Annotated in this window: 27 protein-coding genes and 1 tRNA gene; 7 read left to right on the top strand and 21 right to left on the bottom strand. The window is 65.0% G+C overall.

The window, feature by feature from the left end:
* Nucleotides 1-31 precede the first annotated feature (31 nt).
* Complete coding sequence (gene hemN, locus Q9K01_RS03905) at nucleotides 32-1,342, top strand: oxygen-independent coproporphyrinogen III oxidase (RefSeq protein WP_305928885.1); 1,311 nt, start codon at nucleotides 32-34, stop codon at nucleotides 1,340-1,342.
* Between the two features lie 316 nt (nucleotides 1,343-1,658).
* The gene (locus Q9K01_RS03900) at nucleotides 1,659-2,837 is read left to right on the top strand and encodes a carbohydrate porin (protein WP_305928884.1); all 1,179 of its coding nucleotides are present in this window, start codon (nucleotides 1,659-1,661) and stop codon (nucleotides 2,835-2,837) included.
* A gap of 351 nt (nucleotides 2,838-3,188) precedes the next feature.
* On the opposite strand, the gene Q9K01_RS03895 is transcribed toward Q9K01_RS03900, so the two are convergent.
* Nucleotides 3,189-3,279: transfer RNA gene (locus tag Q9K01_RS03895), tRNA-Ser, on the bottom strand.
* 158 nt (nucleotides 3,280-3,437) lie between these two features.
* On the opposite strand from Q9K01_RS03895, the gene Q9K01_RS03890 reads away from it, so the two are divergent.
* The gene (locus tag Q9K01_RS03890) at nucleotides 3,438-4,496 is read left to right on the top strand and encodes a peptidylprolyl isomerase (RefSeq protein WP_305928883.1); all 1,059 of its coding nucleotides are present in this window, start codon (nucleotides 3,438-3,440) and stop codon (nucleotides 4,494-4,496) included.
* A gap of 13 nt (nucleotides 4,497-4,509) precedes the next feature.
* On the opposite strand, the gene Q9K01_RS03885 is transcribed toward Q9K01_RS03890, so the two are convergent.
* From Q9K01_RS03885 to pdeM, 6 genes are all read right to left on the bottom strand, one after another.
* Nucleotides 4,510-4,677, bottom strand: coding sequence for a hypothetical protein (locus Q9K01_RS03885; protein ID WP_305928882.1), 168 nt, complete (start codon nucleotides 4,675-4,677; stop codon nucleotides 4,510-4,512).
* Nucleotides 4,678-4,851: 174 nt separating this feature from the next.
* Nucleotides 4,852-5,316 carry a hypothetical protein gene (locus tag Q9K01_RS03880; protein WP_305928881.1) on the bottom strand — a complete coding sequence of 155 codons (465 nt, stop codon included), beginning with the start codon at nucleotides 5,314-5,316 and terminating at the stop codon, nucleotides 4,852-4,854.
* Nucleotides 5,317-5,320: 4 nt separating this feature from the next.
* Nucleotides 5,321-6,631, bottom strand: a complete 1,311-nt coding sequence (locus Q9K01_RS03875) for a cystathionine gamma-synthase family protein (RefSeq protein ID WP_305928880.1) — start codon at nucleotides 6,629-6,631, stop codon at nucleotides 5,321-5,323.
* Nucleotides 6,632-6,803: 172 nt separating this feature from the next.
* Complete coding sequence (locus Q9K01_RS03870) at nucleotides 6,804-7,949, bottom strand: DUF547 domain-containing protein (protein WP_305928879.1); 1,146 nt, start codon at nucleotides 7,947-7,949, stop codon at nucleotides 6,804-6,806.
* Nucleotides 7,950-8,150: 201 nt separating this feature from the next.
* A complete protein-coding gene (gene infC, locus Q9K01_RS03865; RefSeq protein ID WP_305928878.1) occupies nucleotides 8,151-8,669 on the bottom strand; it encodes a translation initiation factor IF-3 in 519 nt (172 codons plus the stop codon).
* Between the two features lie 136 nt (nucleotides 8,670-8,805).
* Entirely contained in the window at nucleotides 8,806-9,510 is a 705-nt protein-coding gene (gene pdeM / locus Q9K01_RS03860; protein ID WP_305928877.1) for a ligase-associated DNA damage response endonuclease PdeM, read from the bottom strand.
* A 45-nt stretch (nucleotides 9,511-9,555) separates the two neighbouring features.
* Here pdeM and hemF point away from each other — a divergent pair, with 45 nt between their 5' ends.
* From hemF to Q9K01_RS03845, 3 genes are all read left to right on the top strand, one after another.
* Nucleotides 9,556-10,413 (top strand): oxygen-dependent coproporphyrinogen oxidase, encoded by an 858-nt coding sequence (gene hemF / locus Q9K01_RS03855; RefSeq protein WP_305928876.1) that lies wholly within the window; start codon nucleotides 9,556-9,558, stop codon nucleotides 10,411-10,413.
* 63 nt (nucleotides 10,414-10,476) lie between these two features.
* Complete coding sequence (locus Q9K01_RS03850; RefSeq protein WP_305928875.1) at nucleotides 10,477-12,561, top strand: RelA/SpoT family protein; 2,085 nt, start codon at nucleotides 10,477-10,479, stop codon at nucleotides 12,559-12,561.
* Nucleotides 12,561-13,472 (top strand): ATP-grasp domain-containing protein, encoded by a 912-nt coding sequence (locus tag Q9K01_RS03845; protein ID WP_305928874.1) that lies wholly within the window; start codon nucleotides 12,561-12,563, stop codon nucleotides 13,470-13,472. Before Q9K01_RS03850 ends, Q9K01_RS03845 begins: the two co-directional genes overlap by 1 nt.
* On the opposite strand, the gene Q9K01_RS03840 is transcribed toward Q9K01_RS03845, so the two are convergent.
* Nucleotides 13,469-14,002 (bottom strand): J domain-containing protein, encoded by a 534-nt coding sequence (locus tag Q9K01_RS03840; protein WP_305928873.1) that lies wholly within the window; start codon nucleotides 14,000-14,002, stop codon nucleotides 13,469-13,471. The two genes, Q9K01_RS03845 and Q9K01_RS03840, sit on opposite strands and share 4 nt — an antisense overlap.
* Nucleotides 14,003-14,164: 162 nt before the next feature.
* Between Q9K01_RS03840 and Q9K01_RS03835 the strand changes: the two genes are divergently transcribed.
* Complete coding sequence (locus tag Q9K01_RS03835; RefSeq protein ID WP_305928872.1) at nucleotides 14,165-14,308, top strand: hypothetical protein; 144 nt, start codon at nucleotides 14,165-14,167, stop codon at nucleotides 14,306-14,308.
* 73 nt (nucleotides 14,309-14,381) lie between these two features.
* Here the strand turns inward: Q9K01_RS03835 and pal are convergent, their stop codons facing one another.
* The 13 genes from pal to hisB form a co-directional block, all read right to left on the bottom strand.
* Nucleotides 14,382-14,903 carry a peptidoglycan-associated lipoprotein Pal gene (gene pal / locus Q9K01_RS03830; protein ID WP_305928871.1) on the bottom strand — a complete coding sequence of 174 codons (522 nt, stop codon included), beginning with the start codon at nucleotides 14,901-14,903 and terminating at the stop codon, nucleotides 14,382-14,384.
* 61 nt (nucleotides 14,904-14,964) lie between these two features.
* Entirely contained in the window at nucleotides 14,965-16,353 is a 1,389-nt protein-coding gene (gene tolB, locus Q9K01_RS03825; RefSeq protein WP_305928870.1) for a Tol-Pal system beta propeller repeat protein TolB, read from the bottom strand.
* On the bottom strand, nucleotides 16,350-17,237 hold the full coding sequence (locus Q9K01_RS03820) for an energy transducer TonB (RefSeq protein ID WP_305928869.1): 888 nt from the start codon (nucleotides 17,235-17,237) through the stop codon (nucleotides 16,350-16,352). The genes tolB and Q9K01_RS03820 overlap by 4 nt, the downstream gene beginning before the upstream one ends.
* A 7-nt stretch (nucleotides 17,238-17,244) precedes the next feature.
* Nucleotides 17,245-17,688 (bottom strand): ExbD/TolR family protein, encoded by a 444-nt coding sequence (locus Q9K01_RS03815; RefSeq protein WP_305928868.1) that lies wholly within the window; start codon nucleotides 17,686-17,688, stop codon nucleotides 17,245-17,247.
* Between the two features lies 1 nt (nucleotide 17,689).
* Entirely contained in the window at nucleotides 17,690-18,385 is a 696-nt protein-coding gene (tolQ, locus tag Q9K01_RS03810; protein ID WP_305928867.1) for a protein TolQ, read from the bottom strand.
* Nucleotides 18,382-18,849, bottom strand: a complete 468-nt coding sequence (locus tag Q9K01_RS03805) for a YbgC/FadM family acyl-CoA thioesterase (RefSeq protein ID WP_305928866.1) — start codon at nucleotides 18,847-18,849, stop codon at nucleotides 18,382-18,384. Before Q9K01_RS03805 ends, tolQ begins: the two co-directional genes overlap by 4 nt.
* A 121-nt stretch (nucleotides 18,850-18,970) precedes the next feature.
* Nucleotides 18,971-19,348: a histidine triad nucleotide-binding protein gene (locus tag Q9K01_RS03800; protein WP_305928865.1), complete on the bottom strand. Its 378-nt coding sequence runs from the start codon at nucleotides 19,346-19,348 to the stop codon at nucleotides 18,971-18,973.
* On the bottom strand, nucleotides 19,348-19,662 hold the full coding sequence (locus Q9K01_RS03795; protein ID WP_305929171.1) for a phosphoribosyl-ATP diphosphatase: 315 nt from the start codon (nucleotides 19,660-19,662) through the stop codon (nucleotides 19,348-19,350). Before Q9K01_RS03795 ends, Q9K01_RS03800 begins: the two co-directional genes overlap by 1 nt.
* A gap of 58 nt (nucleotides 19,663-19,720) precedes the next feature.
* Nucleotides 19,721-19,888, bottom strand: a complete 168-nt coding sequence (locus tag Q9K01_RS03790) for a hypothetical protein (protein WP_305928864.1) — start codon at nucleotides 19,886-19,888, stop codon at nucleotides 19,721-19,723.
* A 94-nt stretch (nucleotides 19,889-19,982) separates the two neighbouring features.
* Nucleotides 19,983-20,744 carry an imidazole glycerol phosphate synthase subunit HisF gene (gene hisF / locus Q9K01_RS03785; RefSeq protein WP_305928863.1) on the bottom strand — a complete coding sequence of 254 codons (762 nt, stop codon included), beginning with the start codon at nucleotides 20,742-20,744 and terminating at the stop codon, nucleotides 19,983-19,985.
* 124 nt (nucleotides 20,745-20,868) lie between these two features.
* Nucleotides 20,869-21,597, bottom strand: a complete 729-nt coding sequence (hisA, locus tag Q9K01_RS03780; RefSeq protein ID WP_305928862.1) for a 1-(5-phosphoribosyl)-5-[(5-phosphoribosylamino)methylideneamino]imidazole-4-carboxamide isomerase — start codon at nucleotides 21,595-21,597, stop codon at nucleotides 20,869-20,871.
* 1 nt (nucleotide 21,598) lies between these two features.
* The gene (hisH, locus tag Q9K01_RS03775) at nucleotides 21,599-22,225 is read right to left on the bottom strand and encodes an imidazole glycerol phosphate synthase subunit HisH (protein WP_305928861.1); all 627 of its coding nucleotides are present in this window, start codon (nucleotides 22,223-22,225) and stop codon (nucleotides 21,599-21,601) included.
* Complete coding sequence (gene hisB, locus Q9K01_RS03770; protein ID WP_305928860.1) at nucleotides 22,218-22,811, bottom strand: imidazoleglycerol-phosphate dehydratase HisB; 594 nt, start codon at nucleotides 22,809-22,811, stop codon at nucleotides 22,218-22,220. Before hisB ends, hisH begins: the two co-directional genes overlap by 8 nt.
* Nucleotides 22,812-22,833: the final 22 nt, after the last annotated feature.

The following is a 22,833-nucleotide window of genomic DNA, read 5'->3' as shown; positions in this document are numbered from 1 at the left end:
CGCGGCTGCGTGCTTGCGCTTCAAAGGCGGCATGTGGCCCTACCATCCAGACCTGCTCGCAACCCCCGTCCCCCGCTATACCAGCTTTCCGACCGCGGCCGAATTCGCGGCGATCGAATCCGACGCCTATCGAACGGCGTTAGAGAGCGTAGAGGGAAACGTGTCGCTCTACGTCCACATTCCGTTCTGCGAGGCAATCTGTTTCTACTGCGGGTGCAACACCGGCGCGGTAGGGCGAAGGAGCCGTGTCGAATCCTACCTATCCGCCTTGCAAACCGAGATCGAGACGGTCTCGGCGCTTTTGCCTGAGGGCACCCGGATCGCCCGTGTGGCCTTTGGCGGGGGGAGCCCCAATGCGATCGCGCCGGCGGATTTCGCGCGGCTGGTCGACACCCTCGCGCTGCGCTTCGGGCTTGCCGATCCGGTCATGTCCATCGAACTCGATCCGCGCAGCATGACTCGCCGATGGGCCGATACGATCCAAGAGGTTGGTATCGAGCGTGCCAGCCTCGGAGTGCAGACCTTCGCACCGCATTGCCAGGCCACCATCGGACGGATTCAGTCCGAAGAGCTGATCCGGCAAGGCACCGAATGGTTGAGAGCCGCGGGCGTCACCTCGCTGAACTTCGATCTGATGTACGGGCTACCCCGCCAGACGCGCGAGGATCTGCTCGACAGCCTGCGGCGCACGCAGGCGCTGGGTGCCGACCGGATTGCCCTGTTCGGTTATGCGCATGTGCCTCATCTCGTGCCGCGTCAGCGGGTTATCGATATCAGCGATATGCCCGACCAGGCGGAGCGGTTCGAAATGGCGCAGCTAGGCTTCACCCATCTGTGCACGCATGGCTACGAACCCGTGGGTTTCGACCATTTCGCGCGGGCCGGCGATCCGCTGGCCGCTGCCGCTCTTGCTGGAACGCTCCATCGCAACTTCCAGGGATTCACCGACGACGACGCACCCAATGTGATCGGACTGGGCGCCTCGGCGATCAGCGCATTCCCGCAATTGCTGGCACAAAACGAAAAAAACAGCGGCCGTTACCGGATGATGGCGACGCAGGGACAGCTCGCCGCCGCCCGGGGGATCGCCCGGTCCGGCGAGGACCAGAGGCGCGGAAGGATCATCGAGAGCCTGCTCTGCTCGGGCGGCGCGGATGTTTCGCGCGCTCTGCTGTCGGAAGTCTGCGACAGTCTGGCGCCGTTCCTCGAACGCAAACTCGCTTCGCTCAATGGCGTACGCCTCGCGATCGCTCCCGAGGGCCTGCCCTATGCGAGAACCATCGCAGCGCTTTTCGATCCCTATCGGCGCGAGTCGAACCGGCGCTTCAGCTCTGCCGTCTGAATTGCGGATCTCCCGTTGCAACAAACAGCGCACACGTCCGGAGCGCTGTAGGTTCGACCTCTCTTGCCAGCAGGTGCGTTCGCTCGGCACCGCGCCGCCGCAGAGAAACCGCGGCTCGCTAGAGCCGCGCACGTCCGTATCTACGCTCGCTAGCCGTGTGCAAACTCTCCTCTAGATCTCCGTCCAGTCACCCGAAGCCTTGGTGCGGACGATATCCATGCGTCGCACAGCAGGAGCGTTCGGTTGTTCTATAATGGCTTGGTCAGGTCCGCTGCGGAAGCTGGCTGTATCACCTCTCCAAAGGCCGAGCACTTCCGTGAAGAACAAGATCAGGTGTTGTGCCCTGCTGCTCGCTGCAGCGCTGCTTCCCGCCTCCCCAGCCGCCTCGCGTGAAGCACCCGCCGTGCCCGGGCTGGATCTCAGCGCCCTCTACACTGCCGACTTGGTGGGTATCGTCGATGGGGGACTTGAGGAAGGCGTCCGCGCAACGGACAATCTGGAGGTGGCCGTCGACGCCGATCTGAGTGAACTCGCTGGATGGAAGGGAGCACGCGCTCGCATTCACCTGCTAAGCAATCGAAGCGGCCGCCCAAACGAGCTCGCCGGGACGATCCAGGGTATCAACAACATCGAAGTCGATGAGGATCGCTCCAAGCTCTACCAATTATGGATTGAGCAGAGCTTCGCGGAGGAAAGGGTCCGACTGCTTCTTGGCCTCGCCGACTTGAATGCGGAATTTTATCAGAACGAAGCTGCATCGCTCCTGATTGGGCCTGCGTTCGGCATCGGTTCGGAGCTGGCCGCGACCGGCCCTAATGGACCATCGATCTTTCCTTCGACGGCTTTGACTGCTCGCCTGCGTGTCGCAGTCGGCAAGGACGGCTATGTTCAGGCCGCGACGGTCAATGCCAAGGCGGGCGTTCTCGGCGATCCCGACGGCATCGACGTCCGGATGAAGGACGGCCTGCTCCTGATCGGCGAAGCAGGATGGACGAGGACGGGCAAGCTGGCTGCCGGGTTCTGGCGGTACACGAAGCGGCAGCCTCGCTTCCTTCTGTCAGAAGGCGAGCACGACCGGCACGGTGAGATCGCCCAGGGTGGATACATTCTTGTCGAGCAGCCGATCTCGATAGGGCGCGCAGAACCGTTGCACCTGTTTGCCCGCGTCGGATTTTCCGATGGAGAGACCACCCCTTTCCGCGGAGGCTGGCAGATCGGAGGTCTATGGCCGGCTCCTATTGCTGGCAGGCCGGACGGGCAGTTTGCATTCGGCATCAACCGCGGTCTTCTGACCAGCGATTATCATCTGCTCGTCTCCGAGGGCAGCGCAACCGGTGGAGAGGACGAAGTGGGCTTCGAGTTGACGTATTCCGACCTCGTCGCCCCCTTCATGACCCTTCAGCCCGACATTCAGTACATCCGCCGACCGGGAGGCGATCCGAGGACCAAGGACGCGCTGGCTCTCTCCTTGAGGGTCCGATTGACGCTTCCCTGAAGATGGCGTCGCGAGGTCGCTTCGCGCAAGGCCCCATGGTCTGCTGAGACACTGCAGCAGGGGCCGATGTCTCGATCTGCAGAGGCGAAAGCCTGAACAGGTTTCGGTTGCAGCGACTGGTGAAGCGGGTCGGGAAACTATCGGGCCTCTTCTCGGATATTCCTTATCCCGCCCAAGCCGGATCGATCGCGGCAGACCGGCGCCGAAGCTCAAGACCGACGACGAGAGCGGATCATCATCGTCCTCGCCAAAGAATTGCAGCAGCTGTTGGCCATTCTTCCGAAGCACCTCATAAAGCCATCCAACCATTGGCTTAGCTTAGTCATCGATGAAGAATGGAGAACAGGGTCTTGGCGGAGCGGGTGGGATTCGAACCCACGATAGGCTTTTGACCTATACACACTTTCCAGGCGTGCGCCTTCGACCACTCGGCCACCGCTCCGCATACCCGGCTGGGAAGGCGCGCCTCTAGACGGCTTGGCTGGCTTGCGCAAGGCGTGCGCGCGGCGGTTGGAGGCGTGGACGAAGAACGGTCCCGTCGGTCTCCCCGTCCCGGCATTGGCGATTGTGCGCAGGTGCGTTCCATGCCAGCTTCGCGCCATGATCCGAACCGCCGTATCCGCGCTCGCCGCCCTCACGCTTACCTCGCCGCTCGCCGCACAGGAGGCGCCGCCCCAAGCTGCGGCCTCGCCGGGCGAGATAGTCGCGGCCGCCGCGCCACAGGACTGGATGCGGATCGCGCCCGACGATCTGCTGGTGATGACGCTGGCGCCGGACGCCGATGGCAGCGCGCGCGAAGTCGTGTTCCAGCTGATGCCGCCACCCTTCTCGCAGGGCTGGGTCGAGAACATCCGCACCCTCGCCCGCGCCGGCTGGTACGACGGGATCAGCGTCAACCGAGTGCAGGACAATTACGTCGTCCAGTGGGGCGATCCGAATCACGACAATCCCGAGGCCGATGGTCCGGCGAAGCCGTTGCCTGAGGGGCTGCGGGAGATGGATGAAACCGAATACACCGTTGTGCGCGAAAGTCCCGGTGGAGCCAGTCTGAGCAGAGCGATGCGCGGGTTCAGCGAGCGGTATTCCAAGGCAATTGCCGCCCATTCCGGCTCCACAAGATACGACCCGGTGCACAATCAATATGCAATCGTCGGTCGCTACCAATCGGACAGCTATGCGCAAAGAACCGGCTTCTCGGATGGCTGGCCCTTCGCGACAAACCCGGACGCATTCTGGCCCGCCCATTGCTACGGCATGGTCGGCGTCGGGCGGGGCATGTCGCCCGATACTGGTTCGGGCGCGGAACTCTACACGGTGATCGGCCATGCGCCGCGCCATCTCGACCGCAACATCGCGCTGGTCGGGCGGGTCATCGAAGGGATCGAGCATCTCTCCAGCCTGCCGCGCGGCACGGGTGCACTGGGGTTCTACGAGGACCCTGCTCAGCGCATCCCGATCCAGTCGATCCGCGTCGCGAGCGACCTGCCCGCCGCCGAGCAGCCGCGCTTCGAATACCTCTCCACCGAGAGCGAGAGCTTCGCGCGCTATACCGAGGCGCGCGCCAACCGGCGCGATCCCTTCTTCATCGTGCCCGCGGGCGGCGCGGATATCTGCAACATCCCCGTTCCGGTACGGCGGGTGGGGGCGGACGGAGAATAGGGTCCAGTCTCGCCTACAGCCGTTGCATCAACTCGATCCGGTTGCCGACGGGGCCGCCGATAGACAGCCGCGCGTATCGGGTCTCGCGGATCGTAACGGCCGGATCGATGCCGACATGCAGGTGCATGAACCCGCTCTGAAACCAGCAGCCCTCCGGTGCGAGACGGGCGTGCTTGGCCACCTCGCGCATCCCCACACCGCTACGCCGAGCCACCAGTGCCGGCGGGCAGCGTCGCGGCGCAACCCTGAAAACCGATCGTCTTGGGCTACGAACGGAATGCACGGACGGCGATGCGTAGGTTGAAAAAGGCAAGGATCGCAAAAAAGATTGCTGCGGGAATACCCCAAAGGGGGGTCACCGCTGCAAAGGCAATCGCCCATCCCAATGCGACAAGCGAAAGTATGCCAGCCACAGCGCCATGGGGCGTCCCAGCGCTCTGCCCATCGCATCGTCAGCAGCCCTAGAAGATCGCGGCGGAACAGCCGGCTCTCTGCTGCGGATCAGGCGATTGGTAGCAGTGCTTTTCCAGATCGGATAGCAAACCAGGGCGGTTGCCAGTCCGAGACTGAGGGCCGTGTTTGCCCACTCGTCCAGCCCGAGCCAATAAATCATCGCCATGCCCACAAGCAGCGCTACGGACAGAAATCCGACGAGGCTCAAAATTCCTTTCCAACCGGCGACGCGCTGCCAATCGTAGATCAGTGCCTTGTACTCGTCCGGTCTCACCAGATATCCGTGGCTCCATCGGGAGGGGTAGTAGAGGTACCCCTCCTCGACGGGAGTGAAGCTTCGTTCAAGCACCCCGGCGGTACTGAACATCGTTTCAAACGTGCTCGAGCGCCTGTTCGAAATCGGCGATCAGATCGTCGGCGTCCTCGATCCCCACCGAGATCCGCACCAGATTGTCCGAAATCCCGAGTTCGGCCCTACGTCCCTCGGCCACCGAGAGATGCGTCATGGAGGCCGGGTGGCTGGCCAGGGTCTCGGTTCCGCCCAAGCTCACCGCGAGCTTGGCGATGGTGAGATTGTCGAGGAAGCGGAAGCACTCTGCCTCGCCGCCCTTGATGAACACCGAGAAGGTCGAGCCCGCGCCCAGGCAGTGGCGATCGTAAATGTCCTGCTGGCGGGCATCCTCGATCATCCCGAGATAGCCGAGACCATCGACCTTGGGGTGCTTGGCGAGAAATTCGCAGACCTTGGCGGCGTTCTCGCCCGCGCGCTGCATCCGCAGTTCCACCGTCTCGAGCGAGCGCAACAGCATCCAGGCGGTGTTGGGATCGCAGATGCCGCCCATGGTGTTGCGCAGCGATCGCACCGGATCCATCCATTTGCGCGCGCCGGCGATCGAGCCCGCGACGAGGTCCGAATGGCCGCCGACATATTTGGTCAGCGAATAGACCACGATATCCGCGCCATGATCGAGCGGGCGCTGCCACAGCGGGCCGAGGAAGGTGTTGTCGATCGCGATCGGGCAGTCGGGGCCCAGCGCGGCATCGCGGGCATCGCGCACCGCCTCGATATCGACCAGCGCATTGGTCGGATTGCCCGGGCTTTCGAGATAGACCATGCACACCTTGCCGCCGCTCTCGGCGGCCATCCCCTTGGCCTTGTCGAGCACTGCGTCGATCTGCTCGCGGGTCGCGCCCGCGGGGAAATCGACGTATTTCACCCCGAACTTGGCCAGCACCTTGGCGACGAAGCCTTCGCTCGCTGCGTAGAGCGGGCCCGAATGGACGATGACGTCGTTCTGGCTGGCATAGGCGAGCATCAGCACGGTAATCGCGGTCATGCCGCTGGAGAAACTCAAGGCATCCTCTGCGCCGTCCCAGATGCCCAGCCGGTCCTCGAGGATTTCCTGGTTGGGGCCGTTGAAGCGCGAATAGACCAGCCCGTCGGCGCCGCCGGGACGCTTTCCGGTGATGCCCTCGAAATGGCGCTTGCCCGCCGCCGCACTTTCGAAGGCGAAGGTGCTGGTGAGGAAGATCGGCGGCTTCAGGCTACCCTCGGACAGAACCGGGTCGTAGCCATGGCCCATCATCAGGGTGGAGGGCTTCAAGGGTCGGCCCTGGATCTTGGTGACCTCGGGTTTGGGTGCCTTGCGCGGCGTGGTGGGATCGATGATGCTGTCGCTCATTGCGGCAGTCCTTCCTGTCGAGTTGCTCCCAGGGAGGCGGGAGCCAGGAGGCGGCCGGGGGCACCCGTTCCTAACCTCCGCAGGAACGCCTCTCCGCCGACGCCGAATCTGGCGCGGGAACTATGCCTTTGCGGGGCAGAATTCAACCGGGGAGGCGTGCAGTGCCGATGCGCTATTCGACTTCGCTGCTCGCCGCTTCTGAGGGTGTTTCGCCGGTGGGCAGCAGGATGATCTGGAAATTGCGGCCCTCCTTGCGGAGTTCTTCCATCTTCTGCTCGCGTTCCTGCAGCAGGCGGCGGATCGAGCTCGACAGCGCGAGGCCGGTCGGATTGCCGGTCTGCTCGACGTAATCGTAGCTGGGCTCGCGCTCGCCCTTGGCAAGATCGGCGACATCCGAATTGTACTGGTTGAGTTCGATCGTGTCGTATTTAGCAAGCAATTCCGCCACTTCATCGTCGGCATAAACCGCGAGATGCGCATGCAGATCGCGATTCCAGTTCGGGAAGTAGAAGGGAGCGAGCTCTTCGTAGAGCGCCGATACGCGCAGCGAACCGCCGTAGGCTTCCACACCGCGCAGAGAATTTACGAATTCATCGGCGGAATCGTTGAGTTCCTGCGCGACATTCTGTCCGGTGAAAGCCTCGCGGCGAATCGACGGGCCGCCGATATCGCCGCGGAAGAAGCCGTAGAACACCCTGGGGTCCGACCAGTTGGGATAGACGATCCTGGTGCGGATATCGCGCAGGCTCATCGGTACGCCGCGGATGGTTATGAAGGGCGTGGTATCGAGCGGTGTCCTGGCATCGCCGATCACGATTTCGCCGGGCGAGGAAACCGGGTAATTGGCGGCGATCTGCTCGACCATGGCGACATTGTGCAGGTTGAGCCAGAAAGCGAGCTGCTCGTTGCGCGGCAGTTGCGCGATATCTATCTCAGTCGCGATCCGCTCGAGATCCGCCCGGTATTCGGTAAGCGGGGTGAAGGCCTCGTCATCGACGAGATCGAAGAGAACCCGGTTGCCTTCCAGCCGGTAGCGCGAATCATGGCCGTAGACCCGCCGGGTTCCGATCGTGGGATCGGGACGGCTGGCGCCCTCGCGCGTCGAGCGCCCCATCCGCAAGACAAAGAAGGACAGCGCATCGTCCCAGAAGCCGTAGTCGAGCTTGGTCGTGCTTGTCGTCTCGCGCGGGACGAACTGGTCGAACCGCTGATCGACGGGTGCCGCGCGGACGGGGGCGGTGTCCTGCGAATATGCGAGGGTCGGAGCAGCAGCAGCCAGAATCGCTGCGAAGCCGGTGGCCTTGATCGTGATACGCATCGTGCACCCTTTCATTGGACCGCGCATCGCCCCTCGGGCTGTGATCTTGCGGGTCGCGGCGCTCCCCGCGCCCTTGCTTGCAATGCTACGTCTGTCCTTTAGGCACTGCAATGTTGCCCGCCGATGAAACAGCGGGGTTGGTCGAGGATCGGCGGTCGTTGGTCCCCGTCGGCCGGAGCGCGTCGCGTCCGGCCGGAAGGGTTAGCGCGGCGAGAGCACCATCAGCATCTGACGGCCTTCGAGGCGAGGGAAGGCTTCGACCTTGCCGATTTCCTCGACATCGTCGCGCACCCGGTTGAGCAGATCCATGCCCAATTGCTGATGCGCCATCTCGCGACCGCGGAATCGCAGGGTGATCTTCACCTTGTCGCCGTTCTCGATGAACTTGGTGACGTTGCGCATCTTCACCTCGTAATCATGGGTGTCGATGTTGGGACGCATCTTCACTTCCTTGATGTCCTGGGTCTTCTGCGTCTTGCGTGCGAGGTTGGCCTTCTTCTGCGCCTCGTAGCGATGCTTGCCGACATCGAGAAACTTGCACACCGGCGGGTCCGCATTGGGACTCACTTCGACGAGATTGAGGCCGATTTCATTGGCCTGCTCCATCGCTTCGCGGGTGTACATCACGCCAAGGTTTTCGCCTTCGTGATCGATCACGCGAACCTTGGGGACTTGAATGAAATTGTCGTATCGCGGGCCGCTCTTGACCGGCGGCTGCATGGAACGACGTGGTGGACGGGCTATGGGGCTGTCTCCTTGATGGTGAATGTAGTCAAGCCGCGCAAATACGCATTGTTCGCCCGCGATGGAAGGGGATTCCGTTCGTGTCGGTCAGATTCGTCGGGCTCTGTGGCGGTTACGCAGCCCTGCGCCATAGCGGGAAGCTCGCTGCGCGGTCCCTGGCGTGGACCACCGCGTCGATCCGCTCGGCGGGCTGCAGCGCCTCGAGAATGGCGGGGTCGCCGGCATTCATCCCCCCGGTATAGGCGCCGAAGGCGGGCAGGATCATCCGCCCCGATGGCGTTCCGTCGGACGCGTCGTTGCTGCTTACCACCGCGCAGGGCCGGCGGATGTGGCGGCGGTGGACGGTGAGATGCAGCCGCGGGTGGTAATGACCCGAGAGTTCGGGACGGGTCTCGCCCGGCTGCGCGCGGTGGCGCAGAACGATCCCGCCGATCTCGAGCTCCTCGGCCAGCGTCCCGCCGCAGCGCGCGTCCATGTCGGGATCGTGATTGCCGGTGATCCACACCCAATCGACTGCGCTGGTCAGCGCATCGAGCATTCCGCAGGCGTAGGGTTCGAGCCGGGTCGAGCCGTCCGAATCGTGGAAATTGTCGCCCAGCGTGATCACCCGCCGCGCGCCGGTTTCGCGGATCGCCAATGCCACCCGCTCGAGCGTCTCGCGGCTGTCGTAAGGCGGGACCATCTGGCCGTGGCGCGCGAAGAAGCTGCCCTTCTCCAGATGCAGATCGGCGACCAGCAGCGCGCGTTCGCGCGGCCAGTAGAGCGCGCGGCCCTTGGTCAGGAGCCATTCCTGGCCGGCGAACGAAAGGGGAACCATGGCAGGCTATTGCCGCACCGCCGGGAGGATGGCAAGACCCTGCGCATGACCGACATCAGCGACCAGACCGAGCAGGCCCGCCAGTGGTTCGAGCAATTGCGCGATTCGATCTGCGCGGAGTTCGAGGCGATCGAGCGCGAGGCGGGTTCGGACGCCGCTTTCGATTACGCGCCGTGGCTGCGCGAGGAAGAGGGCAATGACGATCCCGGCGGCGGCACCCGCGGGCTGATGAAGGGCAAGGTGTTCGAGAAGGTCGGGGTCAACGTCTCGACGGTGCGCGGCAATTTCGCACCGGAATTCGCCGCCACGATCAACGGCGCGACCGCCGAGGACCCCGGCTTCTGCGCCACCGGGATCAGCCTGGTCGCGCATATGGCCAACCCGCACGTCCCTGCGGTGCATATGAACACCCGCTTCCTGGTCACCGGCAAGGCCTGGTTCGGGGGCGGGGCCGATCTAAACCCGCCGATTCCTTATGCGCAGGATACCGATGATTTCCACGCGCGGCTGCGCGCGACCTGCGCCGCGCACAATCCGACCTATTACGAGCGGTTTTCGAAGTGGGCGGAGGATTATTTCTACATCCCGCACCGCGGCGTCCATCGCGGGGTGGGCGGGATCTTCTACGATCATCTCGAGTGCCCGGACGAGGCGGCCTTCGCTCGCAATTTCGCCTTCACCAAGGACGTCGGCGAGGCCTTTCTCGACGTCTTCCCCAGGCTGGTCCGCCGACGGATGGGAAGCGAATACACAGATGCCGACAAGCGCACCCAGCTCGAATGGCGAGGCCGCTATGCCGAATTCAACCTGGTGTACGACCGCGGGACGTTGTTCGGGCTCAAGACCGGCGGCAATATCGATGCCATCCTGATGAGCCTGCCACCCGAGGCGGTGTGGACCTGATCCTGCTGTTGACCCCGCATATTTGATTGCAAATCGCCCCGTTCGCCCACAGGTTGAATGGGCATGCTGCGCCAGTACGAACTTGTAGAACGGGTCAAGGAATACGACCCCGACGCCGACGAGGCGATGCTCAACCGCGCCTATGTCTACACCGTGCAGAAGCACGGAACCCAGATACGCGCCTCGGGCGATCCCTATTTCAGCCATCCCGTCGAGGTCGCGGGGCTGATGACCGATCTCAAGCTCGATCAGGAGACGATCGCCACCGCGCTGCTCCACGACACGGTCGAGGACACGCTCGCCACGATCCAGGATATCGAGGACAATTTCGGGCCCGAGGTCGCGCGGCTGGTCGACGGTGTGACCAAGCTTTCCAAGATCGAGCAGATGCCCGAGAACGAGCGCGCGGCGGAGAATTTGCGCAAGTTCCTGCTGGCGATGAGCGAGGATATCCGCGTGCTGCTGGTCAAGCTGGGCGACCGGCTGCACAACATGCGCACGCTGCATTTCATCAAGAAGCTCGACAAGCGTCAGCGGATCGCGCGCGAGACCATGGATATCTATGCGCCGCTGGCCGAGCGGGTCGGCATGTACGAATACATGCGCGAGATGCAGCTGCTCGCCTTCGAGCAGCTCGAGCCGGAAGCCTACCACACCATCGCCAAGCGCCTGACGCAATTGCGCCAGCAGGACGGCGGCCAGGTCGATGCGATCGCACTGGCGATGAAGCAGGCGCTGGCCGAAGCCGGTCTGCAGGTCGAGGTAAGCGGGCGCGAGAAACATCCCTATTCGATCTGGCGCAAGATGGCCGAACGCCATGTCAGCTTCGAACAGGTGACCGACATCATGGCGTTCCGCGTCCTCACCGATGACGAGACCGACTGCTATCGCGCGCTGGGGGTGCTGCACCGCACCTGGCAATTCCTGCCGGGCAAGTTCAAGGATTATATCTCCACCCCCAAGACCAATGGCTACCGTTCGCTGCACACCTCGCTGATGTACGAGAATTCGATGCGGGTGGAGGTGCAGATCCGCACCCGCGAAATGCACCGGCTCAACGAATTCGGCTTTGCCGCGCACTGGGCATACAAGCAGGGCAACCGCCCCGACGGCCAGGTCGGCTGGCTGCGCGATCTGATCGAGATCGTCGATGCCAGCCACGATGCCGAGGAACTGCTCGAGCACACCAGGATGGCGATCTATCAGGATCGCATCTTCGCTTTCACCCCCAAGGGCGGGCTGTTCCAGCTGCCCAAGGGCGCGACCCCGGTCGATTTCGCTTTCGCGGTCCACACCGATCTGGGCGCGCAGACGGTTGGTGCAAAGATCAACGGACGGCACATGCCGCTGCGCACGCCGCTGGCGAACGGCGATGTGGTGGAGATCGTCAAGGGCACCAGCGCCGAACCGCAATTGTCGTGGCTCGGCTACGTCGTCACCGGCAAGGCGCGCGCCGCGATCCGCCGCGCGGTACGGCTCAAGGAGCGCGCCGAGGTGGCCGAGATCGGCCAGATGCTGTTCGACGAGATCGCCGGCCGGGTGCCGGCGCGAGTCGGCAAGAAGGCGCTCAAAAAGGCGCTCGAGCGGCTGAAGATGGAGGAGGAGGACGATCTCTATTACGCCATCGGGGCCGCAGAGATCGAGGATCGCGACGTCATGGAGGCGTTGGTCCCGGGCTGCACCGAAGAGCTTCCCGAGACCCCCGAATGGGGCAAAAGGCACATCTCGATCCGCGGGCTGACCCCCGGGGTCGCCTACACTTTCGCGGAATGCTGCCATCCGATTCCCGGCGACCGGATCGTGGGCACAAGGCGGAGCGGCGAGAAGGTCGAGGTCCACACCATCGAATGCCACGAACTGGCCAGCGGGATCGATAGCGACTGGCTCGACCTTTCATGGGGCAAGCGCGCGTCGGGGGCGGTGGGGCGCCTGCGGGTGACGCTTTACGATCGACCGGGCACGCTGGCCGAGGCGGCGGGCATCTTCGCGCAGAACCACGCCAATGTCCGCGCGCTCGATCAGGTACAGAACGATCCTCCCTTCACCGGTTACGATATCGACCTCGAGGTCCAGGATCTGGCCCATCTCAACCGCATCGTCAGCGCGCTGCGCGCCAGCGACGCGGTGGCGCAGGCGGAGCGGGTCTAATGGCCCGCGTCGCCTTTCTCGGCTGCGGCGCGACACTGCCCGCTGCTTGTGGCGGAGCGGCGGAGCGCCGCGGCGACGCTTTCGAACACGATCTCGAGGTCGCGGCATTGCGTCCGGCCTTCGCCGCTGCCGGGCTGCAACTGGTGGAGATCGACTGGCGGGCGCCTCTGGATCGCTTCGACGGGTTCGAGCTGATCCTGCTGGGTACCGCGTGGGATTATCAGGACCATCCGGAAGAATTCATTGCGAGGCTCGACGCGCTAGCGGCCAAGGGCATCGCGGTCTGCAATCCGCCCGCAGCGGTGCGCTGGAACGCCGACAAGCGCTATCTGCAAGAGCTGGAAGCGCGCGGCGCTGCGATCATCCCGACGCTGTGGCGCGACGACGCCGGCACCGCCGATCTGGCGGCTGCCATGGATCACTTCGCCAGCGATAGGGTAGTGATCAAACGCCGGATCGGTGCGGGCGGATTGGGGCAGCACAGCTTCAGCCGCGATACCCTGCCCGGCCCCGACTGGCGCATGGGGCGGCCCTGCATGATCCAGCCCTACCTACCGGCGATCCGCGACGAGGGCGAATTCACCTTCGTCTTCATCGACGGTGCGTTCAGCCATGGCGTCCGGAAGACCCCCTCGATGGACGACTATCGCATCCAGTCGCTGTTCGGAGGGAGCGAGGCGGCGTTTGCGCCGTCCCCCCTTGATCTCGCCACCGCACGGGCTGTGGTGGAGGCCTTGCCCGTCACCGATCTGCTCTACGCACGGATCGACATGGTGCGGCTGCCCGAGGGGCGGCTGGCGGTGATGGAGGCCGAGTTGATCGAACCCTATCTCTATCCTGAGCAGGGACGCGAGTTGGGGAAGCGGATGGCGGCGGCGATCGCCCGGCGTCTCAGGGTTTCAGCGGCCTAGCCGCGCCACTCGCGTCTTTCCTCGGCAGCCTTGAGCACTTCATAGGCGACCTGCAGTTTCTGGAACTCGGCCGCGGCCTCGGCGTCGCCCGGCTTGACGTCCGGATGGACCTGTTTGGCCTTGTCGCGCCAGCCCTTCTTCACGGTGGCGAAATCGGCGTCGGGTTCCAGTTCGAGCACTTCGAGCGCGCGCAATTCGTCGGGGCTGCGCGATCCGTCGCCGCTGGTCGCCCAGCCGTAGTGCTGCGCCTCGGCATAGCCCGCGTTCTCGTTCTGCTCGGCCTTGGTCCGGGCGGCCTTCTCGGCCTTGTCGAGCCCTTCGAAATAGTCCCATTTGCGGTTGTATTCGGCCGCGTGGGTCTGACAGAAATACCACCGCTCGGGGCTGTTGGGGGCCTTGGGCGCGGGGCAATCGCCCGCCTCCTCGCAGCCGTGGCGATCGCACAGCCGAATCGTGGCGGCCTCGCGCCCGGCCTCGTAGCCGCGCCAGCGCGGGAACCCCCAATCGTTGGACCGGCGGGCTTTAGCCATGACGAGGGGGTGCTTGATAAGTCATTGGTCGGGCAATCATTGGCGTCAGTCTAGGCGCGGTGGCGGTTGATGCATAGGGCTGCAACGACCGGCGAAGCGAAATGTTGCACTGCAACGAAGCGTTCATCCACGCCCCGCTATACGGCTCGCGAAGAGGACCCGATGAGCAAGCAACTGACCTTCTCCGCCACGCTGTGCGCCCTGACGATGGCGTTGTTCGCAATCGTCGGCGACAAGGCGCCGCCGCGTGGGATCGATCAGCGCGGCTCGGCGCCGCTGGTTTCGCTGGTCGGGATCGCTCGCTAGGTTCGGGCAGCAAGCGACAGGCGCCCCCTCCGGCAAGAGAGAGCGCCCTGCTTTTACTTCACAGCGGCCGTGATCAGTTGATCACGACGCTCGCGGCGCGGCGGTTCTGCGCCCAGGCCGTGGGGTTCGAGCCAAGCGCGACCGGGCGTTCCTTGCCGTAGCTGACGGTGCGGATGCGGCTGGCGGGAATGCCCAGCGATACCAGATAGTTCTTCGCCGCATTGGCGCGCCGTTCGCCCAGCGCGAGGTTGTAATCGCGCGTTCCGCGTTCGTCGGTATGGCCTTCGATCGTGAAGGTCAGGTTGGGATATTGGCTGAAATAGCGCGCCTGGTTCTGCAACCGCGTCGAATCCTCGGGGTCGAGATTGTAGCGATCGGTGTCGAAATAGACGACCGTGTTCTCCGCGCCCACCGCATCGGCGAAATGCGCCTGCGTGCCCAGCGCCCCGGCGGCGGGGCCCTGCGCGGGTGCGGGCGTCGGCGCCGTGGTCTGCTGCTGCGGCGGCGGCGGCAGTTCTTCGGGGGGTTTTTTCTGGCAGGCAGCCACGGCGAGCGTGCTGACCGCGAGGATGGAGGCAGCGAGACGAGTATTCATAATAGCCGATCCTTTCAGCTGTTGTGCAATTTCGTTTTCCGGACCCGATAAACCAATGATCTCACGGCAGGATCGGTCCCCACGCGGGGTCCGAGGCATCCACCGGGGTCGGCAGGCGGCGCTCGTTCTCGCCGGTGAGATCGACCTGCCACAGGCTCGTGCTGCCCGTGTTGCGCTCGGTCCGGAAGAATTGGACGATGCGGCCATTGGGGGCCCAGGTCGGCGCTTCGTCCTGCCAGCTGTTGGTCAGGTAGCGCATGTTGCGGCCATTGGTGTTCATTACCGCAACCCTGAAATCGCCGGTGATGTGGGTGAAGGCGATCTGGTCGCCGCGCGGGCTCCATTCGGGTGTCGCGGCGCGTCCGCCGAAGAACGACAGCCGCTGCTGGTTCGAGCCGTCGGCATCCATCACGTAGATCTGCTGACTACCCGAGCGATCGCTCTCGAACACGATCTTGCTGCCGTCGGGCGAATAGGAGCCGCCGATATCGATCCCCGGCGCGTCGGTCAGCCGCTCGCTGCGACCGCCCTGCGCACCGACGCGATAGATGTCCGTGTTGCCATTGACCGCCATGGAATAGAGGATCGAGCGGCCGTCGGGGCTCCAGCGCGGCGCGAAAGTCGGGTTCTCGCTCTGCGTCACCAGCGTCTGCTGCCCGGTACCGATGTCGTAGACATAGATCCGCGGATTGCCGTCGACATAGCTGAGATAGACCAGCTGGCGGTAATCGGGCGAGTAGCGCGGGGTCAGCGCGGTCGAGCGCCCGGTGGTGATGAAGCGGTGGTTGGCGCCGTCGGAGTCCATGATCGCCAGCCGCTTGGTGCGATTGTCCTTGGGGCCGGTCTCGGCGATATAGGCGATCCGGCTGTCGAAGAACGGGCTCTCGCCGGTTAGCCGCGAATAGATCAGGTCGGCGCATTTGTGCGCGGCGCGGCGCCAGTCGGCAGGCTGCACCACCCAGCCCTCGCGCACCAGCTCGTCGCGCAGCGCCATGTCGTAGAGATAGCAGCCCACCGTCAGCCGCCCGTCGCTGCGTCCGCGGACATAGCCTTGGACCAGCATCTCCGCACCGCGATTGGCCCAGACGTTCCATTCGGGCGAGGTGATGTTGGCGAATTGCGGACGCGGCAGAGCATCGGGTCCGGTCGGTTCGAACAGCCCATTGTTGCGCAGATCGGCGGTGACCACGCGCGCCAGCTCGAGCCCGAGCGCGGCGGTGCCCGACTGGTTGGCAGGCGTGGGCACATTGCGATCGGTGGCGAAGGCCGGGATCGCGATGCCGAGGTTCTCCCACGCGCTCTCGTCGGTGACGGTGAAGCTGAGCCCGCCGTCGCTCTGCTCGATGATCTCGACCTCGCCGCCCTCGGGCAGCGGTTCGCCGAGATCGGTCTGTTGCGCCGCAGCCGGAGCCGCGACGAGGAAAGCGAGAGCGATACCAAGATGTTTCATCGTGCCAGATTCCTGTCGAAACGCGCGCCGTCAATGGTTTGCCACGCGTTGTAATATTCAGCCGGAAGGTCGAACGGGGCGGCGAGCTGGACCGCTCGGATCGCGCGTTCGGCATGAAGATCCTGCTGCGGTCGGTTCGAATCGGTCACCCCGCTCTGCGAAACCACGCGGGGACGACCATTGAGACTGCCGTCGGGGTTGAGCCGGAACGACAGCTGCGTCACCAGCAATTCGGCATCCACACCCTGCGGCGCGCTCCAGTGCGGGCGGATCTGCCTGATGATCGCCTGGATGATCGAGGCTTTGGCGCTCGCGCCGATCTGCGAGGCGGGAACGCGGGTCTCGCTGGTGCTGGTGGAGCTACCCGCGCCTTCGAGGAAATTCTCGCCGAGCCGCGAGCCGCCCGAAGCCTTCGCGGGTCTGGCCGGTGCCGGGCGGGCGGTCTCGCGCGCCGGAGGCCGCTCGGGAGCAGCCGAGGGCTGCGCGCGCGGACGCTCGCGCGGTTGGCTGCGAGCGGGAGCAGGAGCCGGCGCAGGGCGCGGCCGAGCGACCGGACGCGCGGCTGGCGCAGGCGCAGGAGTCTGAATGCGCTCCACCGGTCGCGCAACGGGTTCGGACGGCAGCGGCGGCGTATCGAGCTCGGCGGGGGCCGGCGTGTCGGACAGGGTCGGCGCCGTCGCGGCCCGGCTTTCGGCGACCGGTTCGGGCGCGGTCGCTTCCATACCGATCTCGGTCGCCAGATTGACCGTCATCCGCTCGGCCGGTTCGAACTGTGGCGTCGTGTTGGGCTGCACCAGCAACACGATCACCAGCAGCACATGCAGCGCGAAGGCCACCAGCAGGCCGATCCGCTCCTCGCGCCGGAAGGTACTCGCTTGCATCATCGCTGCGCTATGGCTCGACCGATGAACTGTTGGTGACCAGCGAGATGCGATTGAGGCCGGCACGGTTGAGTTCGCCCATCACCGCCATCACCCTTCCGTAATCGAGCCCCCGATCGGCGCGCAGAGTGATGTCCGGCCCGCCATCGCTGCGCGGCAGGCTTTCCAGCGCCCGGGCGAAGCCGCCGATCGCGACCGGTGCATCGTCGATGAAGACGTTGCCCGTCTCGTCGATGCTGATCGTCACCCCCTGCGGTTCGCTGTCGAGCGCATTGGCGCGGCTGTCGGGCAGATCGACCGGGACGCCTGCGGTCAGCAGCGGCGCGGTGACCATGAAGATGATCAGCAGCACCAGCATCACGTCGACGAAGGGCGTGACGTTGATCTCCGCCATCGGCGTCCGGCGCGAACCGCGCCTGCGACCGCCTTGCCCCGAGCCCAGCGACATCGCCATGCTAGCGGCTTTCCAGCTGGCGGCTGAAGCTGGCGTGCAGCCGGTCGGCGAAACGCTGCAGCCTGGTCTCGTAGCGGTTCACCGCATGGCTGTAGCGGTTGTAGGCGATCACCGCAGGGATGGCGGCAAACAGGCCGATCGCGGTGGCGAACAGCGCCTCGGAAATGCCCGGTGCGACCACCGCCAACGAGGAAGAACCCGCCGCACCGATCTGGAAGAAGCTGTTCATGATCCCCCAGACGGTGCCGAACAGTCCGACGAAGGGCGCCACCGAGCCGACGGTGGCGAGAAAGTTGAGCCGCTCAGCCAGCAGATCGGCCTCGCCCGCGACCTGGCTGTCCATCGCGCCCGCCAGCCGCTGGCGCAGCCCGTCGCGATCCTTGACCCCGTCCTTGGTCGAGCGGCGCCATTCGCCCACGCCCGCATTCGCCACCCGCGCAGGCGGCAAATCCTTGCGCCCGCGCTCGGACATGAAGCGGTCGAAGCTGTCGGCCTGCCAGAATTCCTCGTCATAGACGCGGGTCTGGCGGTTCAGTTTTCCCATCCGCATCGCGAAGGAGACGATGATCATCCAGGTCCAGACGCTGGCGAGCAGCAGCCCGGCCATCACCGCCTTGACGACGATATCGGCCTGGAGAAACAGTTCGACCGGATCGAGCCCTGTCGGCGCGGCGGTAAGGATCGATAGCGAGCTCATGCGGTTTCCTGTGATTCCATGAAACGGGTAAAGGCTTCGCGCCAGGCGAGAGGCTGGCGGGTCGGACGTCCGTCGGGGGCGACGAAGCCGATGCGCAGTTCGGCCTCGGCGAGCAGCTCGTCGCCGCGCCAGGCGCGCTGCTGCATCCGGCAACTCGCCGCTCGCATCTGCGTGCAGCGGGTTTCGATCAGCACATCGTCGTCGAGCTTGGCGGGACGCAGATATTTCAGGCCGACCTCGGAGACGGCATAGGCGCCCTCGCCCTCCTCGATCGCCGCGCGCTGATCGATCTCGAGCCGACGCAGCAGATCGGAACGCGCACGCTCGAACCAGCGCAGATAATTGGCGTGGTAGGTGATCCCCGACAGGTCGGTGTCCTCGTAATAGACGCGCACGGCATAGAGGTGCCGGTCGCCATCGAGCGTGCCATCCGGCGGATTGGGAGAAAGTCTGGGCGGGTTCATAGTCCCGCGCGCTCTAGCGCAGGGGGGATTCGCCTAGCAATCGCAAACGACGAAGCGGGCAGCGCAGACGATGAAAGCCATCGGCGTCCCGGTCGCGACCCAACGTGCGATCAACGCGCGATCAACGTGCGATCATGGGGCCCAAGGGCTGGCCGCCGAAGATATGGACGTGGAAATGCGCGACTTCCTGCCCGCCATGCGCGCCGACATTGGCCAGCAGCCGGTATCCCGGCTCGACCAGCCCCTTGTCGCGCGCCACCTTGCCCACCGCGCGGACGAAGCCGGCGATTTCATCGGGCGCGGCATGCTCGGAAAAGTCGTCCCAGCTGACATATTTGCCCTTGGGGATTACCAGCGTGTGGATCTCGGCCTGCGGGTTGATGTCTTCGAAGGCATAGGCCCACTCGTCCTCGTAGACTTTCGTCGAGGGGATATCGCCCGCCAGGATTTTTGCGAAGATGTTGGCGTCGTCGTAAGGTTGGGTGGCGTCGATCGGCATCACTCGCTCCTGCTCGCTTTTTCGTCCAGTCCCGACAAGCCTTCCCGGCGGTCGAGCTCGGCCAGGACCTGCGCCAGAGCGATATCCTTTTCGCCCAGCAGCACCAGCAGGTGGAACAGAAGATCCGCCGCTTCGCCGACCAGTTCCTCGTCGTCGCCGGACAGGGCGGCGACCACCGTCTCGACCGCTTCCTCGCCCAGCTTGCGCGCGATCACCGGCATTCCGCGGGCCTGCAATTGCGCCACATAGCTGGAGGAAGGATCGGCACCGCGGCGCTGCGCGATGGTGGTTTCGAGGCGGGTCAGCGTGTCCATGGCGCGGGTCATGGAAGGCTGCGCGTCCCGGGTCAATGCGCCGGGCAAATGGGGCGGGTCAATCCTGCGCGGGTTGGCCCAGGGTGAGCAGCCGGCCCAGCGCGATCCCGCCGAGCGAGATCCCGATCAACAGCAGAGCGCTCGGTTCGCTCAGCGCGGCAGCCGTTTCGCGCACCCCGGGAAGGGTCGACAGTTGGGATACGATCGCGATGGCCTGGCTCGACATGGCGCAGCCATAGTCGCGGGGCGCGGCACCGGGGGATCAATCTTGCAAAGCGTCCCGCTTTGATACCGGCTTGTGGCTATTCAGCCGCGTTGCATCATCCCCGGGCCGGCAATCCGGCAGCGCGCAAGGCGTCGTGCGCTTCTGCGATCGTATGCTCGCCGAAATGGAAGATCGAGGCTGCCAGCACCGCGCTGGCATGGCCCTCGCGCACGCCCTCGACCAGATGGTCGAGCGATCCGACCCCGCCGCTGGCGATCACCGGAACGCCGACCGCATCGGCGATGGTTCGGGTCAGCTCGAGATCGTAGCCGCGCTTGGTGCCGTCGCCGTCCATCGACGTGACCAGCAATTCGCCCGCCCCCAGCTCGGCCAGCCGCACGGCGTGTTCGACTGCATCGATCCCGGTTGGCTTGCGCCCGCCATGGGTGAAGATTTCCCAGCGGCCCGGCTCGGTCCGCCGCGCATCGACCGAGCCGACGACGCATTGGCTGCCAAAGCGCGCCGCGATCTCGCCCACCAGCTCGGGCCGTGCGACCGCGGCGGAATTGACCGCCACCTTGTCCGCCCCCGCCAGCAGCAACGCGCGCGCATCCTCGACGCTGCGCACTCCGCCGCCCACGGTCAGCGGCATGAAGCACACCGCCGCAGTGCGACGGACGATGTCAATCAGTGTCCCGCGCCCTTCGTGGGTGGCGGAAATGTCGAGAAAACACAGCTCGTCGGCCCCCGCCGCGTCGTAGGCCTGCGCCTGCTCGACCGGATCGCCCGCATCCCTAAGATCGACGAAATTGACGCCCTTGACCACACGGCCCTCGGCGACGTCGAGACAGGGGATGACGCGGATGCGGACGGTCATCGTGGAGAACTTAGCGCAAGGCTCGTCATTGCGAGCGCAGCGAAGCAATCCAGTACGTCGAGCGATCCGCCTTTGGATTGCCGCGTCGCCTGCGGCTCCTCGCAATGACGAAACCGGAGACGCATCACCCGCGCTCCGCCATCTGGATAGCCGCCGCTAGGTCGAGCCGCCCCTCGTAAAGCGCCCGCCCGGTGATCACCCCCTCGATCCCGTCGCCGGCGTGCAGCGCGAGCATGCGGATGTCGTCGAGCCCCTTGACCCCGCCGCTGGCGATCACCGGAATATCGACGCTCCGCGCCAGTTCGACCGTCGCAGACACGTTGCAGCCCTTGAGCATCCCGTCGCGGCCGATGTCGGTGAACAGCAGGCTGGCGACGCCCGCATCCTCGAACCGCCGGGCGAGATCGCGCACCGGCACGTCGGAAACCTCGGCCCAGCCCTCGGTCGCGACCATGCCGTCCTTGGCATCGACCGCGACGACGATGCCGTTCTCCCACTCCTTCGCCATCGCCTTGACGAATTCGGGGTCCTTGAGTGCGGCCGAGCCCATCACCACCCGCGCCACGCCGAGCCCGAACCAGCCCTCGACCGCCGCCGCGTCGCGGATGCCGCCGCCAAGCTGCACATAGCCCGGAAACGCCGCGACGATGGCTTCCACCGCTTCGCGGTTTTCGGCGCGCCCCGCAAAGCTGCCGTCGAGATCGACCACGTGCAGATATTCCGCCCCGGCGTTGGCGAACAGCAGCGCCTGCGCGGCGGGATCGTCGCCATAGACCGTTGCACGGGCCATATCGCCCTCGGCCAGCCGCACGACTTCGCCGCCCTTGAGATCGATTGCAGGAAAGACGATCACGTCACGGTCTCCAGTCGAGAAAGCGTTCGAGCAGCGCCAGGCCATAGCCCTGGCTCTTTTCGGGGTGGAACTGGACGCCGAGAATATTGCCGCGCCCAACCGCGGCGACCAGTCCGCCGCCATGATCGGTCATCGCGACCACATCGGCGCCGCTGTCGGCATGAAAATGGTAGGAATGGAGGAAATAGGCCTCGCCCGGCGCGACCAAATCCTGGTTGCGGGCATGCGGGGTCATGGCAACATCGTTCCAGCCCATATGCGGTATTTTGACGGTCTCGTCGCTCGCTTCGATCGGGCGCACTTCGCCTGAAATCCAATTCAATCCGTCGGTTGCGCCGTGTTCCAGCCCACGGGTGGCAAGCAGTTGCATGCCGACGCAGATCCCCAGAAACGGTGCTGCGCCGATTTGCACCCGCTCGGTCATCGCCTCCACCGCACCCTCGATCGCCCGCAGTCCTTCGGCGCAGGATTTGAACGATCCCACACCCGGCAGGACGATCCGGTCCGCGGCGCGGAGCACGTCGGGATCGGCGGTAACCTGAACCTGCGCGCCCACCGCTTTGAGCGCGTTCTCGACCGAATGGAGGTTGCCCGCGCCGTAATCGACCAGCGCCACGATCTCAGCCACCCAGCTGCCCCTTGGTGCTCGGCACCGCCCCGCCCTTGCGCGGATCGATCTCGACCGCCTGGCGCATGGCGCGCGCGAAACCCTTGTACAGCGCCTCGCAGATATGATGGTTGTTCTGCCCGTAGAGCAGTTCGCAATGTAGCGTGATTCCAGCAGCTTGCGCCACAGAATGGAACCAGTGCTCGATCAGCTCGGTGTCCCATTCGCCGAGTTTTTCCTGGGTGAAACCCGCCTTCCACACCAGATAGGGCCGCCCGGAAATATCCAGCGCCACCCGCGCCAGCGTCTCGTCCATCGGCGAATAGGCGGTGCCGTAGCGCGCGATCCCGCCCTTGTCGCCCAGCGCCTGCGCCAGCGCCTGACCCAGCGCGATCGCGCTGTCCTCGGTGGTGTGGTGCTGATCGACATGCAGATCGCCCGCGACCTTCATCGTCACGTCGATCAGCGAATGGCGCGAAAACTGTTCGACCATGTGATCGAGAAAGCCGATGCCGGTTTCAACCGCATAAGCTCCGGTGCCGTCGAGATCGACCGTCACATGAATGGCGGTTTCCGTCGTCTTGCGTTCGATGGTGGCTGTGCGCATGGCCGCGAGCGCTAGAAGCCTT

The sequence above is a fragment of the Qipengyuania benthica genome, assembly GCF_030717865.1.
GTDB classification, from domain to species: Bacteria; Pseudomonadota; Alphaproteobacteria; order Sphingomonadales; family Sphingomonadaceae; genus Qipengyuania; species Qipengyuania benthica.
This window is presented reverse-complemented; position numbering and strand designations above follow the sequence as displayed.

Excerpts from the sequence above, each read along its gene's own strand:
- pal (WP_305928871.1), bottom strand. The coding sequence starts at position 14,903 with ATGAATACTCGTCTCGCTGCCTCCATCCTCGCGGTCAGCACGCTCGCC.
- Q9K01_RS03820 (WP_305928869.1), bottom strand. The coding sequence starts at position 17,237 with ATGATGCAAGCGAGTACCTTCCGGCGCGAGGAGCGGATCGGCCTGCTG.
- hemF (WP_305928876.1), top strand. The coding sequence starts at position 9,556 with ATGACCGACATCAGCGACCAGACCGAGCAGGCCCGCCAGTGGTTCGAG.
- infC (WP_305928878.1), bottom strand. The coding sequence starts at position 8,669 with ATGCAGCCGCCGGTCAAGAGCGGCCCGCGATACGACAATTTCATTCAA.
- tolB (WP_305928870.1), bottom strand. The coding sequence starts at position 16,353 with ATGAAACATCTTGGTATCGCTCTCGCTTTCCTCGTCGCGGCTCCGGCT.
- Q9K01_RS03890 (WP_305928883.1), top strand. The coding sequence starts at position 3,438 with ATGATCCGAACCGCCGTATCCGCGCTCGCCGCCCTCACGCTTACCTCG.
- Q9K01_RS03880 (WP_305928881.1), bottom strand. The coding sequence starts at position 5,316 with ATGTTCAGTACCGCCGGGGTGCTTGAACGAAGCTTCACTCCCGTCGAG.
- Q9K01_RS03845 (WP_305928874.1), top strand. The coding sequence starts at position 12,561 with ATGGCCCGCGTCGCCTTTCTCGGCTGCGGCGCGACACTGCCCGCTGCT.
- Q9K01_RS03795 (WP_305929171.1), bottom strand. The coding sequence starts at position 19,662 with ATGGACACGCTGACCCGCCTCGAAACCACCATCGCGCAGCGCCGCGGT.
- hemN (WP_305928885.1), top strand. The coding sequence starts at position 32 with ATGTGGCCCTACCATCCAGACCTGCTCGCAACCCCCGTCCCCCGCTAT.
- tolQ (WP_305928867.1), bottom strand. The coding sequence starts at position 18,385 with ATGAGCTCGCTATCGATCCTTACCGCCGCGCCGACAGGGCTCGATCCG.
- pdeM (WP_305928877.1), bottom strand. The coding sequence starts at position 9,510 with ATGGTTCCCCTTTCGTTCGCCGGCCAGGAATGGCTCCTGACCAAGGGC.
- Q9K01_RS03790 (WP_305928864.1), bottom strand. The coding sequence starts at position 19,888 with ATGTCGAGCCAGGCCATCGCGATCGTATCCCAACTGTCGACCCTTCCC.
- Q9K01_RS03875 (WP_305928880.1), bottom strand. The coding sequence starts at position 6,631 with ATGAGCGACAGCATCATCGATCCCACCACGCCGCGCAAGGCACCCAAA.
- Q9K01_RS03870 (WP_305928879.1), bottom strand. The coding sequence starts at position 7,949 with ATGCGTATCACGATCAAGGCCACCGGCTTCGCAGCGATTCTGGCTGCT.
- Q9K01_RS03805 (WP_305928866.1), bottom strand. The coding sequence starts at position 18,849 with ATGAACCCGCCCAGACTTTCTCCCAATCCGCCGGATGGCACGCTCGAT.
- Q9K01_RS03815 (WP_305928868.1), bottom strand. The coding sequence starts at position 17,688 with ATGGCGATGTCGCTGGGCTCGGGGCAAGGCGGTCGCAGGCGCGGTTCG.
- Q9K01_RS03840 (WP_305928873.1), bottom strand. The coding sequence starts at position 14,002 with ATGGCTAAAGCCCGCCGGTCCAACGATTGGGGGTTCCCGCGCTGGCGC.
- Q9K01_RS03850 (WP_305928875.1), top strand. The coding sequence starts at position 10,477 with ATGCTGCGCCAGTACGAACTTGTAGAACGGGTCAAGGAATACGACCCC.
- hisB (WP_305928860.1), bottom strand. The coding sequence starts at position 22,811 with ATGCGCACAGCCACCATCGAACGCAAGACGACGGAAACCGCCATTCAT.
- Q9K01_RS03835 (WP_305928872.1), top strand. The coding sequence starts at position 14,165 with ATGAGCAAGCAACTGACCTTCTCCGCCACGCTGTGCGCCCTGACGATG.
- Q9K01_RS03800 (WP_305928865.1), bottom strand. The coding sequence starts at position 19,348 with ATGCCGATCGACGCCACCCAACCTTACGACGACGCCAACATCTTCGCA.
- hisF (WP_305928863.1), bottom strand. The coding sequence starts at position 20,744 with ATGACCGTCCGCATCCGCGTCATCCCCTGTCTCGACGTCGCCGAGGGC.